Below are 14,444 nucleotides of genomic sequence, written 5' to 3' on the forward strand. Positions count from 1 at the left end.
TTTTTTCAAAGGTAACTATTTTAATTTTCCAATTCTTAGCAACAACGGAAAAGTCACTTTCTTATCGCTTTTTAGCCAAGAAATTTTCAAATCATCGTAAATCAAATCTATTGGGTTTTTATTGTTTTTCGAAATATAATGTTGTGTCGCTGACCATGTTTCCAAATATCCTATAAGTTCCTCAAAAGTCCATGTCAACTTATTTTCGAAAGTTTCCGTAACAATTTCATCAAATGGAAATGGTATTGTTTTGTAATTTTCATCCAAGAATTTTCGCTCGGCATCCCAATATGGTCCTACTATATTTTGATAAAAATCTTGCACTATCTTATCCGAATCCGCATTGGTCGAAAACAAACCATACCCCAGAACGGCAAAGATTCCATCTGGTTTTAAGATTCGGTAAATTTCTTTGTAAAACAAATCAAAATCAAACCAATGAACTGCTTGGGCAACTGTGATTAAATCAAACTCCTGATTTTTGAAAAAGGTGTTTTCTGCAGCGGCTACTTTGTAAATTATGTTTTCCGTTGGAATCGCATTGTTAAGTTGGTTCTGACTAATATCAATTCCATAAACCGTTTCAAAAAAACTCGAAAGTTTTTGTGCGACTTGTCCATTTCCGGTAGCAATATCTAGTGCAACTCTTTTGTTGTTGACAAATGAAACCAAATAATCAATCATTGCATCTGGATATTGTGGTCGAAATTTAGAATACTCAGCAGCTTGTTTGGAGAAATTATCTTTCATTTTGAATGATTTTCATTTATTCCTCAAATTTACAACATTTGAAAAACATTAAATATACTATAAGTTAAATCTGTAACATTTTTCAAATCAATTTGCGTTTTTGATTTTAGTTAAAAAACATATCTTTGTCAAAAATCTAACTAAAATGAATCCATTACAAACAATTATAGAACAAGCTTGGGAAAACCGTGCCTTGTTGCAAGAAACGACAACAACTGATGCTATCAGAGAAGTTATTGAATTATTAGACACTGGAAAATTACGTGTTGCCGAGCCAGTTGGTGAAGGATGGCAGGTAAACGAATGGGTAAAGAAAGCGGTTGTGATGTATTTCCCTATTCAAAAAATGGAAACTTTAGAATCTGGAATTTTCGAATACCATGACAAAATGTTGCTAAAAAGAGGCTATGCCGAAAAAGGAATTCGTGTAGTTCCTAATGCTGTAGCGCGTTACGGTGCTTATATTTCTAGTGGCGTTATTTTGATGCCAAGTTATGTAAACATTGGTGCTTATGTTGATGAAGGAACTATGGTAGACACATGGGCAACTGTAGGAAGCTGTGCTCAAATTGGTAAAAACGTACACTTAAGTGGTGGTGTTGGTATCGGTGGTGTTCTTGAACCTTTACAAGCTGCTCCGGTAATTATCGAAGACGGTGCTTTTGTTGGTTCTCGTTGTATTGTTGTAGAAGGTGTTCATGTTGGGAAAGAAGCCGTTCTTGGTGCCAATGTTTGCTTGACTGCCTCTACTAAAATTATTGATGTTACAGGAGAAACTCCAGTTGAAATGAAAGGGTATGTTCCTGCTCGTTCTGTTGTAATACCTGGAAGTTACACTAAAAAATTCGCAGCAGGTGAATTCCAAGTACCTTGTGCGTTAATCATTGGGACACGTAAACCTTCGACAGATTTGAAAACATCATTGAATAATGCTTTACGTGAATATGACGTAGCGGTTTAATACCTCTTAAAATAAAAAATTATTGTATATTCCTCCCTTAAACGGGAGGTTTTTTATATTATGAAAATACTAGTTATACAACAAAAGATGATTGGTGATGTTTTGATAAGCAGCATTTTATGCAATAATCTACGCACTGCCTATCCTGAAGCCAAAATTGATTATTTGGTGTATGCGTCAACAACTCCAGTTTTAGAAGGTAATCCTAATATTGATACCATTATTTTATTTGAGGAAAAACACCGCAAAAGCAAAAAAGAATTCTTGAGTTTAGCGCTGGAAATACGAGCTACAAAATATGACATAATCATAGATGCTTATTCTAAACTCGAAAGCTGGCTCATTGTTTTTTTAAGTGGAGCCAAAAAGAAAATATCTTACGAGAAGAAAGGGCGAAAATTTTTATATACAGACAATATCCCTTATCAGGCTGCTCCAAAAACTAATTTTGGTTTAGCAATCGAAAGACGACTGTCATTATTAGATCCTTTGAAGTTATCAATTCAAATTGATCCGTTACCAAAATTATTTGTTACAGATGAAGAAAATCAAAAAGCTGTAAGACTTTTTGAAAAATACCAATTAAAAAAAGACCGAAAAACTGTGATGATTAGCCTTTTGGGAAGTGAAAGACTCAAAACATATCCACTGGAATATATGGCAAAAGTTATTGATACAATAGCCGAAAATAAAGATTTAAATATTCTTTTTAATTATTTTCCAAAGCAAACCAACGATGCGAAAACTATTTTTGATGCTTGTAAATCTTCAACTCAAGAGAAAATTTATTTTGAGTTGTTAGGTGGTGATTTAAGATCGTTTATCGCCATTATGAATCAATGTGATGCCATTATTGGAAATGACGGTGGAGCTATCAACATGGCCAAAGCACTCGACAAACCAACGTTTACGATTTTTTCCCCATGGATAGAAAAAGAAAGCTGGAGTACATTTGAAGACGGAATAAAAAACAAAGCCATTCATCTAAAAGACTACAAGCCTGACGTTTTTAAAGCAAAATCCAGAAAAGAATTGAAAAACAACCGTAGTTATTACAATCAATTTACGCCTGAATTATTTCATGCTGAATTGGTGTTGTTTTTAAAGAATAATTTTAGCTAATATCCTTATAAACTACGCTCAAAACAGTAACTCTATCCTTTGTAGGCGGAATAAAAGTAAATACCTTTTAAATGTTAATCATTTAAACTATTTTTGAAAACACATAATTTAACACAAATGAAAATAATTATTCTGGCAGCAGGTATAGGCTCTAGACTTGGAAATCCATTTCCTAAACCATTGACTTTACTTCAAAATGGAAAAAGTATAATGGAAATACAAACAGAAAACATTACATCTAAATATGATATTGACGATATTAATGTAGTTGTCGGTTTTAAGAAAGATTTAATCATGGAGCGTTTTCCTGAATTAACTTATATCTATAATCCGTTTTTTGACCAAACAAACACTTCAAAAAGCTTGTTGCGTGCTTTAAAAAAATACAAAAATGAATCTGTTTTATGGTTTAATGGCGATGTGGTTTTTGATGACTTAATATTAGACATCCTTCATCCACATATTGAAGCAAATGAATCATTTGTAGCGGTTAATACAAGCAAAGTTGCTGACGAGGAAGTAAAATACACTTTGAAAGACAATTACATTGATAAACTTTCTAAAGAAGTAAAAAATGGATTAGGCGAGGCAGTAGGAATAAATTTCATTTCTTCAAAAGATATAAATTCTTTTATAAAAAGATTAGAAGAATGTGATGATAATGACTATTTCGAAAAAGGATTAGAGATGGCAATTGAGCACGAAGCTATTTGTGTGAAACCTATCGATATCTCAAAATATAGTTGCATAGAAGTTGATTTTACTGAGGATTTAGAAAATGCAAATAAAATATTTAGTTAAACTATGAGATGTATTCTTTTTTGTCAAAACAATTATGCTTTTGGAATTCTTGAACCTATAAAAGCCTATCTTGAAAATAACGGACATGATTATATTTGGTATGTAAACGACAAAATAAGTGCCGATTTTCCGTTTAAAAATGAAAAGAATACATCGACTATAACTGAATTAGAAAACTATAAAAGCGATGCCATTTTTGTTCCCGGAAATGAAGTTCCTCACTATTTAAGAGGCTTAAAAGTTCAAATATTTCATGGTTTAGCAGGAGAGAAAAAGGACATTTTAGAATACGCCATTATTTTGACTTATACTTAACACAAGGCCCTTACTTTACAGAACGATTTAACAAATTAAAATCGGTTCATAAAGACTTTGATGTTATTGAAACCGGTTGGCCAAAATTAGATGTTTATGGAACCGACAAATCCGTTTTTGAACAAGAAAGAAAGGAATTACTTCAAAAGTATAATGCAAAAAAAATACTGCTTTACGCACCTACATTTTCTCCAAAACTGACTTCTGCCCCATTTTTAGTGGAGCAAATAAAGTTACTTTCAGAGAATAAAGATTATTTAATTTTATTGAAATTTCATCCATTAATGGACGAGTCTTGGATTCAAATCTATAAAGATTTAGCCAATGAAATTCCTAATATAATTTTTGAAACAGAAAAAAACATTATCAAATTCTTATTGATTTCAGATGTACTAATCAGTGATACGTCCTCTGTAATTTATGAATTTCTATTACTAGACAAGCCTGTTATTACATTCAATAACATATCAGATAATATACTTTGGCAAAATAGTTCCAACTATACTGAACTTATACCATTAGTTGAGAAAAACCTTAATGAGGATCCATATTCAAAAGAACGCAAATTCATTTTTGAAAATTACCATCCTTATAATGACGGGAAATCAGCGAAAAGAATGGTTGATGCCGTTGCCGATTATATCAAGAAAAATGGAGTGCCAGAAAAACGTAAACTTTCAATATTGAGAAGATTTAAAATCAACTCCATTTTCAAAAAATAGTGCTGTAACAAAGAAAAACTGTCTAAAAAAAATGTCATTAAGTGCCTTAATCATAACCTATAACGAAGAACACAATATTGCATCTGTTATAGAAAATTTGGATATAGCTGATGAAATTATCGTTGTAGATTCCTTTAGCACTGACGAAACTACAAAAATTGCAGCCACTTACAATAATGTAACTGTTGTACAACACCCTTTTGAGAATTATGCCACTCAGCGAAACTATGCCATTAGTCTGGCTAAGAATTCCTGGATTCTTTTTTTAGATGCTGACGAAAGGTTAACTCCAGAACTAAAAGAGGAAATACTGAAGGTAATTCAACTGAGAGAGTCACATTCGGCGTATTATTTCTATCGAACTTTCATGTTCGAAAATACCAAAATACGATTTAGCGGTTCCCAAAGCGATAAAATTTTCAGGCTTTTCAAAAAAGAAAATGCACATTATAATTTAGATAAAATTGTACATGAAAAATTAATCGTTACTGGAAAAACTGGAAAATTAAAGAACAAATTAATCCATTATTCTTATAGAAATTATTCCGATTACAAGCAAAAAATGATTTTTTACGGAAAATTAAAAGCTAAAGAAGAGTTCAAAAAAGGAATTAAACCTACGTTTTTTCATTTTTACATCAGACCATTGTACCTATTCCTAAATAAATACATCTTTAGATTGGGTTTTTTAGATGGCAAAAACGGAATTGTTATTTGCTATTTAAAAGCATTTAGTGTGTATACGCGCTTTCAGGAATTAAAGGAAATGAATTCAAATCGCTAAGATTTCCAAAATTTAAGTTTCTTTTTTAATGTCTTTTTACGGGCAAATTTTTCCTGAAACTCATTAGTTGCATACCACATTTTTTCAAAAATCAAACTGCTGGATTCTGAATAATGTTTAGAATATTCATCACTCATTATTGCAATCATTTCTTTCTTTGGCGTAAGCCTGCTCAAATTTTTCATGCGCAGATCAATATCCATTGTTTCATGAAAATTCATTCGGTTTAAATCTACCAAATAGAAATTATATTGATTTTCAGCTGTCTTTTTAATTAAAGTATTTCCTGGTGAATGGTCTAAAAATTCAATTCCCTTTTGATGCAAATCGAATGAAAATTTAGTAAACTGACGTAAAATATTTTCAAAATCGGGATAATTAGGATCATTTACCAATTCTCTGAAAGTCAAATCGGCCTGGAGATGTTCGCTGATATAATAACTATCTGTCAAACCCAACCAATTATAATTTTCAAAATAAGCTATTGGTTGTGGCGTTCCTATTCCGTTTTCGAGCAATTTATTCGCATATTCGTAGGAACGTCTGGCTTTAGACTTTCTAAAATACTTGTAAGCAATTTTATTAATTAGATTTGGGATTTTAAACGATTTGATATTAATCGTTAAAGAGTCTAAATCAAATAATTTTATTTTGTTTCGTTTTCCATCACCAAAAAGGATTCCTGTCATATCAAAATTTTCAATACAACTCAATAATTTTGATTTATGTTTAAGAAAATGAGAATGAATATTTATTTGCATCAATAGAATAATAAGAATAAACAAAAGTAGGTATTGCTTTTTATTTATCCAATTTAAGGTTTACCATATATCCAATAATAATTTTATTAAAAAAAATCTCCAAATAAAAATAGCTAGTATACCGAATAACTAAAAAATCTATTTCAAATACTTATCTATTCCATTTAAAACTCTTACCGTTCTATTTGCTATAGTATCCTTTTGTATTTTATCATTTAATTCAAAATAATCTTTTGAACTTATTTTATGAAAAATATGATAAACAATTCCAGCATAACGAAGTCTTTTAGCTTTTATATGATTGTTTCCAAGTCGAATGGCTAAATCCGAATCTTCCCTCCCCCAACCTTCAAAGTCTTCATTATAGCCATTGACCGCTATAAAATCATCACGCCAAAACGAAACATTACAACCTCTAAATTTTTTAGAAATTCCTTCATGTGATTTATATAGTCTTGACAAGAATGGAATATGCAAGGTTCTAGTTCTATTTTTAATTTCACTAGAAAGAAAATTAAAATAGATTTTCTTGGTTTTAAAAATTTTCCCAACAGCAGTAGGAAGTATATTAACACGAGAGCCATATAAATACATGCCTTTTTCTGCAAAGCTTAAATGATCCTTCACAAAATTAGGATGCAAAATACAATCTCCATCAACTTGAATAATATAATCAACATTAGTTCCCGCTATAGCTTTATTTAAAATTTTTGCTTTCCTAAAACCTTTATCTGTTTGATGAAAATGAAGAATCGGAACACTACTTTTAAGTTGAAGTTCCCTTATAAGCTCTTCTGTCTCTTTGCCAGAACCGTCATCAGCGATAAGAATCTTATTAGGTAAATCCGTTTGCGATAAAGCACTAATCATAACTAAACGAAGTGCTTCTGGCCAATTATATGTAGAAATTAAAAGTGCTGATGTCATTTTCTATTGTTTGAATAAATTAATTTAAATTTTGATTTTTTAATTAATTAGACACTAAATTTTAGTCTTCTAAATTTCAAAATTATGCCAAAATAACACTAAATATTAATTTAAATAGCTTGAATTATCAAATGTTCTAAAATTAAAGTAAAAAAACAGGAAAGGGATTAATCACGCTTCGAAATATATTTGGATTGCAAAGCCCAAATGAAGTATTTTTACACTCTGGAAATTACACTAGTTTTATTGAACTAAAACTTAAAATCTCCACAAAAATAAAAATATGGAAAATATAAACGAAGAAGTTCACAAAGCTTACGAAGTAATCAAGGAAGGCGGAATTATCCTGTACCCTACCGATACCGTTTGGGGAATTGGTTGTGACGCAACAAATCCTGAGGCTGTTGCCAAAATATACAAACTCAAGCAAAGAGCCGAAACCCAAAGTATGATTGTTTTGATGAATGGTGAAAAAATGATGTACAATGTATTCAAAGACATTCCTGAAGTTGCCTGGCAAATCATTGACTTATCCGAAAAACCAACTACTTTAATACTGGACAAACCCAGAAATGTAGCTCCCAATATAATCTCTACTGATAACTCACTAGGAATTCGCGTTGTGAAAGAACCATTTTGCTTCAAATTAATGGAAAAGATGAAAAAACCATTGGTTTCGACATCTGCAAATATTTCAGGTCAACCCACTCCTATAGCCTTCAAAGATATTAGCCCGGAAATTATAAAAGGTGTGGACTATGTTGTAAATTTGCACCGTGAAAAAATCGGTGGAAAACCGTCAACAATAATAAAATTAACGAATGATTCTCAGGTGAAAGTGATTCGGAAATAGATTGCAGTATTCAGTTTTAAGTTTAGCAACTTTAAACTTTAGACTTTAAACATTTTAAAAATGAGTATCAAAACTTCATATAAAGAAGCCTTAAATAATAAAATTTTCGAAGTAATTTCTCAAGCTTCCCAAGAACTTAACATCGAAAGTTATGTTATTGGCGGATTCGTGAGAGATTTACTTTTAAATAGAGACTTTAAAAAAGATATTGATATTGTTGCTGTTGGCAGCGGAATCGAATTAGCTTTGAAAGTTTCCCAATTACTTCCAAAAAAACCAAAAGTTCAAGTTTTCAAAACATACGGAACAGCGATGTTGCGTTTTGAAGATACTGAAATTGAGTTTGTAGGTGCCCGAAAAGAATCCTATCATTTTGAGAGTCGCAATCCTGTTGTAGAGAATGGAACATTGGAAGACGACCAAAATCGTCGTGATTTTACCATAAATGCGCTGGCTTTATCTTTAAACGCTGCTAATTTTGGAGAACTTTCGGATCCTTTTAACGGATTGGAAGATTTAAAAAATAAAATAATTAGAACACCTTTGGATCCAGATATTACTTTTTCTGATGATCCATTGCGCATGTTGAGAGGCATTCGTTTTGCAAACCAATTGGGATTTGATATCGAAGAAAATTCGTTGAACTCCATAACCAAAAACGCAAACCGAATCAAAATCATTTCCGGAGAACGCATCGTTGATGAATTGAATAAAATACTTTCGACAGATAAACCTTCCGTAGGATTCTTGCTATTATTCAAAACTGGGCTTTTAGATATTATCCTTCCGGAATTGACCGCTTTGAATCAAGTGGAAGAAATTGAAGGTCATACGCATAAAAATAATTTCTATCACACCTTAGAGGTTGTTGACAATATTTGTCCGCATACAGATGATGTTTGGTTGCGCTGGTCAGCATTATTGCACGACATTGGAAAAGCACCAACAAAACGCTTTAACAAAAAACAAGGTTGGACCTTTCATGGACATGAATTTCTTGGTGGAAAAATGGCAAAAAAAATATTTGAACGCTTACACATGCCACTAAATCACAAAATGAAATTTGTACAAAAAATGGTCATGATGAGTTCTCGCCCGATTGTGTTATCACAAGACACGGTCACGGATTCAGCGGTGCGTCGTTTGGTTTTTGACGCCGGTGAAGATGTAGAGAATTTAATGACGTTGTGTGAAGCCGATATTACTACCAAAAATCCTAATAAATTCAAGAAATACCACAACAATTTTGTAATTGTACGCAAGAAAATTGTAGAAGTCGAAGAACGTGATCAGGTTCGTAATTTTCAACCACCAATATCAGGTGAAGAGATTATGGAAAAATTCAATTTAAAGCCTTCAAAAGAAATTGGAATGCTGAAAGAAGCCATAAAAGAGGCGATTCTGGAAGGAGAAATTCCAAATGAATATGAGGCAGCGTATCAATTTATGCTAAAAAGAGCCGCAAAAATTGGATTAAAGATTAACGCTTGTTGAATTAACAATTAATTACATTTCAAATATCTTTGCATAAATTAATTTCAAACAATGAAAAAAGAGAATAATTACGTTATCATTTGGTTGTTATCAGGATGCTTATTATTGTTTATGATGGTTGTAGTGGGAGGAATTACCCGATTGACCAATTCAGGTTTATCAATGACCGATTGGCATTTAGTAACCGATACTTTTCCGCCTTTAACAGAAGAAAAATGGTCTCATGCTTTTGAAGAATATAAAAAATTTCCAGAATATCAAAAAATCAATATACATAATGATTTTACCCTAAGTGATTATAAATTCATTTATTTCTGGGAATGGTTCCACCGTTTTATAGGGAGAATAATAGGTTTAGTATTTATCGTTCCTTTTGTCTATTTCTTGTTCAAGAAACGTCTTTCGAGCGAAACCATCAAAAAATGTGTGGTTTTATTATTCATGGGCGGTTTTCAAGGATTTTTGGGCTGGTTCATGGTTAGAAGCGGATTAATCGACAATCCTGATGTAAGTCATTTTAGATTAGCATTACACCTCACATTTGCTTTTATTACCTTTGCGTATACACTTTGGGTAGCTTTGGATTTAATTTATCCAAACAAAGCGACAGTTATACTTCCATTGCGAAAACTAGCACGCGTTGCGTTAGTATTTTTGTTGTTGCAAATTATCTATGGTGGGTTTGTTGCAGGCTTAAATGCAGGTTTAATACACAATCACTGGCCATTAATGAGTGATGGACAATTCATTCACGACAGTGTTTTTATAGAAAAAAGCACCTTGTTTTTGAATCTTATCGAAGGAAAAAGCGGCGTTCAATTTGTACACCGAACCATGGCATATGTTGTAGTAGGATTGATTCTTGCGCTTTATTTCTCCAGTAAAAAACACATCCTTTCTTCGTTACAGAAAAAAGGAATCAATATCTTGGTATTAATCGTATTTTTGCAATTCACATTAGGCGTTTTTACGTTGCTTTACAGTGTACCGCTTTGGTTAGGATTATTACATCAAGTAATGGCTTTCTTTTTACTGACGGCAATGACATTCACTTTACATCGATTATCAAAATAAAAATATACCAACCATAATACCTGACTATATTGTCGCATTTCTTTGTTTATAAACATAAATGTCTAAACTTGCTGCTCAAGATAAATTTTTAGATTTATCAGATTATGGAAGACCATTTGGAAAATTTCTTGCCAATCAATTAAAAAACACTCGGTTCACTCCTATACATGTCACCTTACTTTTTGGTGTTTCAGGCTTGATTGCCATTTACTGTATTCTTCAAGGAAGTTACTATTTAGCCAGTTTTTTCATCATTCTAAAATCAATGATTGATGCTGCTGATGGCGAACTGGCACGATTAAAAAATACTCCTTCTTATACCGGAAGATACTTGGACAGCGTATTTGATATCATCTTAAACTTTCTGTTTTTAATGACCATTTGTTATGTTTCGCAAACATCATTTTGGTTTACTGTTTTGGCTTTTATCGGCATTCAATTGCAGGGAACTTTATACAATTATTACTATGTGATTTTAAGAAATAAATCAGTAGGTGGAGATACAACCAGCAAAATTTTCGAATACAAATCTCCGAAAGCTTTGTCTGGAGAAACCCAAAAATCAGTTGATATTTTATTCCGGATTTACACTATTGTTTACGGTACTTTTGATAAAATAATTCACGCACTTGACCAAGAAGCATACAAAGTAAAAACGTTTCCAAACTGGTTTATGACCGTACTTTCAATTTACGGTTTGGGTTTTCAACTATTGATAATTGCGGTAATGCTACCTATGGATTTAATTGAATATATCATTCCGTTTTTTATAATTTACACGGCACTAATTTTCGTCATAATTGGCATTCGAAAAGTGGTTTTCAAGGTTTAAAACCGTCATAAGGATAATCTATACTGGAAACATAATATACATATTATCAGATTTTTAAATAATTCGATCTAAATTAAAAATCTAACTGTTTAATTAGCCAATCCAATTCTTAAAATCAGAAACTTTTTCTCTGCTAACAATCACTTCGTCTTCTTTATATGAAGGCAAAATAACTTTTAATCTAGAGTTGCTGTAGACTACAATTTCTTTAATTGCCTTGAGAGGAACTATGAATTTTCGACTAACTCTATAAAAAGCTGCCGGATCTAATTCCTGCTCCAAAAGTTCTAAAGTCGTTTCAATTAAATAATTCCTGTTATCGAAAGTATGAAGATACGTCCCTTTATTTTCACTAAAAAAACACTCAATTTCATCGGTAGCAATCACTTTCAAATGTTGCCCTATTTTTACCGTAAACCGTTTTTTATAATTTTTTTCAAATGGATTGGAAAGCATTTTTTTAATCTGCTCAAAATCCATCCCGAAGTCTCGGGAGCCGGTTTCTTGTTTTGGCAAACGCGCTTTAAATTTAGAAACGGCAACCTCTAAATCATCCTCATCAATAGGCTTCAAAAGATAGTCGATACTATTCAATTTAAAAGCACGTAAAGCATACTCATCATAAGCCGTTGTAAAAATCACAGCACTCTTAATTTGAACTTTATCAAATATTTCAAATGACAATCCATCCGACAATTGAATGTCCAAAAAAATCAATTCCGGATGTTCATTATTAGAAAACCAATCAATTGCTTCTTCTACTGAATGCAGCATTACGTCTACTTGAATATTTAGTTTTTCTAATTTTCGTTGCAACAATCTTGCAGCTGGTTTTTCGTCTTCGATTATTATTGTCATCATTTAATATTGAATCGTTTATTTTGGTGATTTTGGTTAACTGAAATTAAATTAGGGCTGAATCTCTGGTTCTATTCCCATTTCTCACTTTTCTCTTTTTCCATGAATTCCTTGATTTTTTGCTGTTCCCAGTTTTTTCCAAAAATAAAATTGGGCATAAATATAGAAAATGTATGCACCAATAATCCAATTCCCCAAAAGAAAGCCGTAAAGAAATTTTCTATTTTAAAATAGCTTTCTCCTGCATCTAAATCTCTAATATTGATAAACACAATCATTATATTTATGACTATATAAACAATTAAATGCGTGTAAAATCCCTTTAATCGTTTCACTTTTCGTTGCGCATCAGCATATTTATCTTCTGGCTGAAACCCTTCAAACTCCGATTTATAATTCCTTTTCATCTTGATGGTATTATGTATTTACTATTAAAAACAAATTCTATTTTGAGATAAAAATCACGACATTAAGTCCAATTGTCTTTTCTTTCATTTTCTTTATCCATAAACTCTTTAATTTTTTGCTGTTCCCAGTCTCTTCCGAGAAAAGGACTAAAATTAAAAGCCTTCAATCCATGAAAAAACACTCCGAGTCCCCAACCGATTAATGGCCAAAAGAACCACAAATGATTCGGAGATGTTACTAAATTCAGAATCATCAATCCTAGGTTTATAACAACATAAGCAATCAAGTTGCCATAAAATGATTTTATTTCTTCTACTTGTTTTTTCGCTTTAAAATAGCGCTCTTCGTTTTGATATGTATTTTCCATGATTTTTTATTTAAAATTTGTTCAACGTTTAAAAAGCCTTAGCCTATTATTTCCATGTTTGCTTTTGCTCTTCTTTTTGTAAAATTTCCTGGATTTTCCTTTCTTCCCAATTGGAACTGTATCCAAAAACCTTGAAAGCATGCATCACCAATCCAAATCCCCATCCTGCAGCAGAAAACCAAAACCATTGAAAATGTGGAGAATATGTTAAATTTATAAATATCAAAAATGGAATGACACAACAGTAAGAAATCAAGTTTCCGTAAAACCCTTTAAGTTCTTCCACACGTTTTTTAGCTCTATAATAAGAGGTATCTTCATTGTAATTTGTAGTTGTTTCCATAACTGTAATTTGTTTTGTCAAAAGAGGTATTTTGACCGTAAATGTTTTCTCGTTTTGAATAATCAATACTTTTCTGTTGGTTATAATTCCATATCTGTTGACGATATTTTGTAAACCAACACCTTGACGTTCTTGCAATACTTCTTTCTTTTGATAATCGTTTTGAACGGCTAAATAATCGCCCTCAACATAAATCCGAATGTGTAATGGCCTTTGTTCACTAACCACATTATGCTTCACCGTATTCTCTAATAAAAGTTGTAAAGAGAGCGGCACTACTTTGGCATCTGAATTTATAGCTGTCGTTGGTAATTCATAAAACAAACTGTTTTCAAAACGCATTTTCAATAAATTCATGTACGTTTTGGCGAAAGCCAATTCTTCTTCAACCGAAACCAGCTCTTTATCTTTTTGTTCTAATACGTAGCGATAAATCTTTGATAATGAAATCGTAAACCGCTGCGCATTATCTGGATTTTCTTCAATCAAAGAGCTCAATACATTTAAACTGTTAAATAGAAAATGAGGATCAATTTGATTTTTTAAACTCTCGAATTTTGCGTTAGCTGTTCCTGCAATAATTTTCTGTTCCTTGACTTTGTTCTCATTATACGCTTTGTAAAATGAAATCGTGTAAATGGATAATGTGACAAAAAAAGTGATTATTATCGATGCTAAATAACTTGAAGGTTTTTCGTTTGCCAAGAAATAATCAAAGGAATTCTTGTTGTACACCACTTCTTCAAATAAGTGCATTAAAAAAATAACTGCTAGTGAAACTAAAAACGAACCTATAAAACCCAGAGTCAATCTTTTTACAGAAAATTTATCTTCAAAATAAGAGTCTAATTTCCAAAAAAGGAACATATTGGATGCGTATAAAGAAAAAGTATACATCATTGTGAATAAAAAATTGACTAACAACCTTTTACCAAAATAAACTTCACTTCCCATTATCACATTGACTAATTGAATCACAGCAAAAATAATAAGTGTCAATTTTATCGCTCTTTGAAGTTCTTTATATATTCTATTCATTTTATTTTGATATTTATTCTGATTGTAGCATCAA

Annotated in this window: 17 protein-coding genes; 10 read left to right on the plus strand and 7 right to left on the minus strand. The window is 31.7% G+C overall.

Going from position 1 to position 14,444, the window contains the following annotated elements; all coding sequences use genetic code 11:
- Positions 1 to 15 precede the first annotated feature (15 nt).
- On the minus strand, positions 16 to 750 hold the full coding sequence (locus CLV00_RS14630; protein WP_099715876.1) for a class I SAM-dependent methyltransferase: 735 nt from the start codon (positions 748 to 750) through the stop codon (positions 16 to 18).
- 145 nt (positions 751 to 895) lie between these two features.
- Here CLV00_RS14630 and CLV00_RS14635 point away from each other — a divergent pair, with 145 nt between their 5' ends.
- The 6 genes from CLV00_RS14635 to CLV00_RS14655 all read left to right on the plus strand — a co-directional run bounded on the left by CLV00_RS14635 (position 896) and on the right by CLV00_RS14655 (position 5,455).
- Positions 896 to 1,711: a 2,3,4,5-tetrahydropyridine-2,6-dicarboxylate N-succinyltransferase gene (locus tag CLV00_RS14635; RefSeq protein ID WP_099715877.1), complete on the plus strand. Its 816-nt coding sequence runs from the start codon at positions 896 to 898 to the stop codon at positions 1,709 to 1,711.
- Positions 1,712 to 1,771: 60 nt separating this feature from the next.
- A complete protein-coding gene (locus CLV00_RS14640) occupies positions 1,772 to 2,833 on the plus strand; it encodes a glycosyltransferase family 9 protein (RefSeq protein WP_099715878.1) in 1,062 nt (353 codons plus the stop codon).
- 117 nt (positions 2,834 to 2,950) lie between these two features.
- Positions 2,951 to 3,634 carry an NTP transferase domain-containing protein gene (locus CLV00_RS14645; protein ID WP_099715879.1) on the plus strand — a complete coding sequence of 228 codons (684 nt, stop codon included), beginning with the start codon at positions 2,951 to 2,953 and terminating at the stop codon, positions 3,632 to 3,634.
- Positions 3,635 to 3,637: 3 nt separating this feature from the next.
- Complete coding sequence (locus tag CLV00_RS16600; protein ID WP_233206912.1) at positions 3,638 to 3,949, plus strand: hypothetical protein; 312 nt, start codon at positions 3,638 to 3,640, stop codon at positions 3,947 to 3,949.
- Entirely contained in the window at positions 3,922 to 4,671 is a 750-nt protein-coding gene (locus tag CLV00_RS14650; RefSeq protein WP_233206934.1) for a CDP-glycerol glycerophosphotransferase family protein, read from the plus strand. Before CLV00_RS16600 ends, CLV00_RS14650 begins: the two co-directional genes overlap by 28 nt.
- A gap of 31 nt (positions 4,672 to 4,702) precedes the next feature.
- Positions 4,703 to 5,455, plus strand: coding sequence for a glycosyltransferase family 2 protein (locus CLV00_RS14655; RefSeq protein WP_099715880.1), 753 nt, complete (start codon positions 4,703 to 4,705; stop codon positions 5,453 to 5,455).
- Here the strand turns inward: CLV00_RS14655 and CLV00_RS14660 are convergent.
- Both CLV00_RS14660 and CLV00_RS14665 read right to left on the minus strand, forming a co-directional pair.
- Positions 5,452 to 6,144, minus strand: coding sequence for a lipopolysaccharide kinase InaA family protein (locus CLV00_RS14660; protein WP_233206913.1), 693 nt, complete (start codon positions 6,142 to 6,144; stop codon positions 5,452 to 5,454). The two genes, CLV00_RS14655 and CLV00_RS14660, sit on opposite strands and share 4 nt — an antisense overlap.
- Before the next feature lie 210 nt (positions 6,145 to 6,354).
- Positions 6,355 to 7,143 carry a glycosyltransferase family 2 protein gene (locus CLV00_RS14665; protein WP_099715882.1) on the minus strand — a complete coding sequence of 263 codons (789 nt, stop codon included), beginning with the start codon at positions 7,141 to 7,143 and terminating at the stop codon, positions 6,355 to 6,357.
- Positions 7,144 to 7,426: 283 nt separating this feature from the next.
- Here CLV00_RS14665 and CLV00_RS14670 point away from each other — a divergent pair, with 283 nt between their 5' ends.
- Genes CLV00_RS14670 through CLV00_RS14685 form a run of 4 tightly spaced genes read left to right on the plus strand, consistent with a single transcriptional unit; the run spans position 7,427 to position 11,396 of the window.
- Positions 7,427 to 7,996 (plus strand): L-threonylcarbamoyladenylate synthase, encoded by a 570-nt coding sequence (locus tag CLV00_RS14670; protein ID WP_099715883.1) that lies wholly within the window; start codon positions 7,427 to 7,429, stop codon positions 7,994 to 7,996.
- Between the two features lie 60 nt (positions 7,997 to 8,056).
- A complete protein-coding gene (locus CLV00_RS14675; RefSeq protein ID WP_099715884.1) occupies positions 8,057 to 9,490 on the plus strand; it encodes a CCA tRNA nucleotidyltransferase in 1,434 nt (477 codons plus the stop codon).
- Between the two features lie 51 nt (positions 9,491 to 9,541).
- The gene (locus tag CLV00_RS14680) at positions 9,542 to 10,564 is read left to right on the plus strand and encodes a COX15/CtaA family protein (RefSeq protein ID WP_099715885.1); all 1,023 of its coding nucleotides are present in this window, start codon (positions 9,542 to 9,544) and stop codon (positions 10,562 to 10,564) included.
- A 58-nt stretch (positions 10,565 to 10,622) separates the two neighbouring features.
- Positions 10,623 to 11,396, plus strand: coding sequence for a CDP-alcohol phosphatidyltransferase family protein (locus CLV00_RS14685; RefSeq protein ID WP_099715886.1), 774 nt, complete (start codon positions 10,623 to 10,625; stop codon positions 11,394 to 11,396).
- Positions 11,397 to 11,489: 93 nt separating this feature from the next.
- Here the strand turns inward: CLV00_RS14685 and CLV00_RS14690 are convergent, their stop codons facing one another.
- The 4 genes from CLV00_RS14690 to CLV00_RS14705 all read right to left on the minus strand — a co-directional run bounded on the left by CLV00_RS14690 (position 11,490) and on the right by CLV00_RS14705 (position 14,410).
- Complete coding sequence (locus tag CLV00_RS14690) at positions 11,490 to 12,257, minus strand: LytTR family DNA-binding domain-containing protein (RefSeq protein WP_099715887.1); 768 nt, start codon at positions 12,255 to 12,257, stop codon at positions 11,490 to 11,492.
- Positions 12,258 to 12,325: 68 nt separating this feature from the next.
- Complete coding sequence (locus tag CLV00_RS14695) at positions 12,326 to 12,661, minus strand: 2TM domain-containing protein (RefSeq protein WP_099715888.1); 336 nt, start codon at positions 12,659 to 12,661, stop codon at positions 12,326 to 12,328.
- Between the two features lie 62 nt (positions 12,662 to 12,723).
- Positions 12,724 to 13,029, minus strand: coding sequence for a 2TM domain-containing protein (locus tag CLV00_RS14700; protein ID WP_099715889.1), 306 nt, complete (start codon positions 13,027 to 13,029; stop codon positions 12,724 to 12,726).
- A 46-nt stretch (positions 13,030 to 13,075) separates the two neighbouring features.
- The gene (locus tag CLV00_RS14705) at positions 13,076 to 14,410 is read right to left on the minus strand and encodes a 2TM domain-containing protein (RefSeq protein WP_099715890.1); all 1,335 of its coding nucleotides are present in this window, start codon (positions 14,408 to 14,410) and stop codon (positions 13,076 to 13,078) included.
- Between the last annotated feature and the right edge of the window lie 34 nt (positions 14,411 to 14,444).

The organism is Flavobacterium sp. 11 (genome assembly GCF_002754315.1).
GTDB classification, from domain to species: domain Bacteria; phylum Bacteroidota; class Bacteroidia; order Flavobacteriales; family Flavobacteriaceae; genus Flavobacterium; species Flavobacterium algoritolerans.

Bases quoted from the DNA above. Each gene is read 5' to 3' on its own strand.
- CLV00_RS14630 (WP_099715876.1), bottom strand. From the start codon at position 750: ATGAAAGATAATTTCTCCAAACAAGCTGCTGAGTATTCTAAATTTCGA.
- CLV00_RS14635 (WP_099715877.1), top strand. From the start codon at position 896: ATGAATCCATTACAAACAATTATAGAACAAGCTTGGGAAAACCGTGCC.
- CLV00_RS14640 (WP_099715878.1), top strand. From the start codon at position 1,772: ATGAAAATACTAGTTATACAACAAAAGATGATTGGTGATGTTTTGATA.
- CLV00_RS14645 (WP_099715879.1), top strand. From the start codon at position 2,951: ATGAAAATAATTATTCTGGCAGCAGGTATAGGCTCTAGACTTGGAAAT.
- CLV00_RS16600 (WP_233206912.1), top strand. From the start codon at position 3,638: ATGAGATGTATTCTTTTTTGTCAAAACAATTATGCTTTTGGAATTCTT.
- CLV00_RS14655 (WP_099715880.1), top strand. From the start codon at position 4,703: ATGTCATTAAGTGCCTTAATCATAACCTATAACGAAGAACACAATATT.
- CLV00_RS14660 (WP_233206913.1), bottom strand. From the start codon at position 6,144: ATGACAGGAATCCTTTTTGGTGATGGAAAACGAAACAAAATAAAATTA.
- CLV00_RS14665 (WP_099715882.1), bottom strand. From the start codon at position 7,143: ATGACATCAGCACTTTTAATTTCTACATATAATTGGCCAGAAGCACTT.
- CLV00_RS14670 (WP_099715883.1), top strand. From the start codon at position 7,427: ATGGAAAATATAAACGAAGAAGTTCACAAAGCTTACGAAGTAATCAAG.
- CLV00_RS14675 (WP_099715884.1), top strand. From the start codon at position 8,057: ATGAGTATCAAAACTTCATATAAAGAAGCCTTAAATAATAAAATTTTC.
- CLV00_RS14680 (WP_099715885.1), top strand. From the start codon at position 9,542: ATGAAAAAAGAGAATAATTACGTTATCATTTGGTTGTTATCAGGATGC.
- CLV00_RS14685 (WP_099715886.1), top strand. From the start codon at position 10,623: ATGTCTAAACTTGCTGCTCAAGATAAATTTTTAGATTTATCAGATTAT.
- CLV00_RS14690 (WP_099715887.1), bottom strand. From the start codon at position 12,257: ATGATGACAATAATAATCGAAGACGAAAAACCAGCTGCAAGATTGTTG.
- CLV00_RS14695 (WP_099715888.1), bottom strand. From the start codon at position 12,661: ATGAAAAGGAATTATAAATCGGAGTTTGAAGGGTTTCAGCCAGAAGAT.
- CLV00_RS14700 (WP_099715889.1), bottom strand. From the start codon at position 13,029: ATGGAAAATACATATCAAAACGAAGAGCGCTATTTTAAAGCGAAAAAA.
- CLV00_RS14705 (WP_099715890.1), bottom strand. From the start codon at position 14,410: ATGAATAGAATATATAAAGAACTTCAAAGAGCGATAAAATTGACACTT.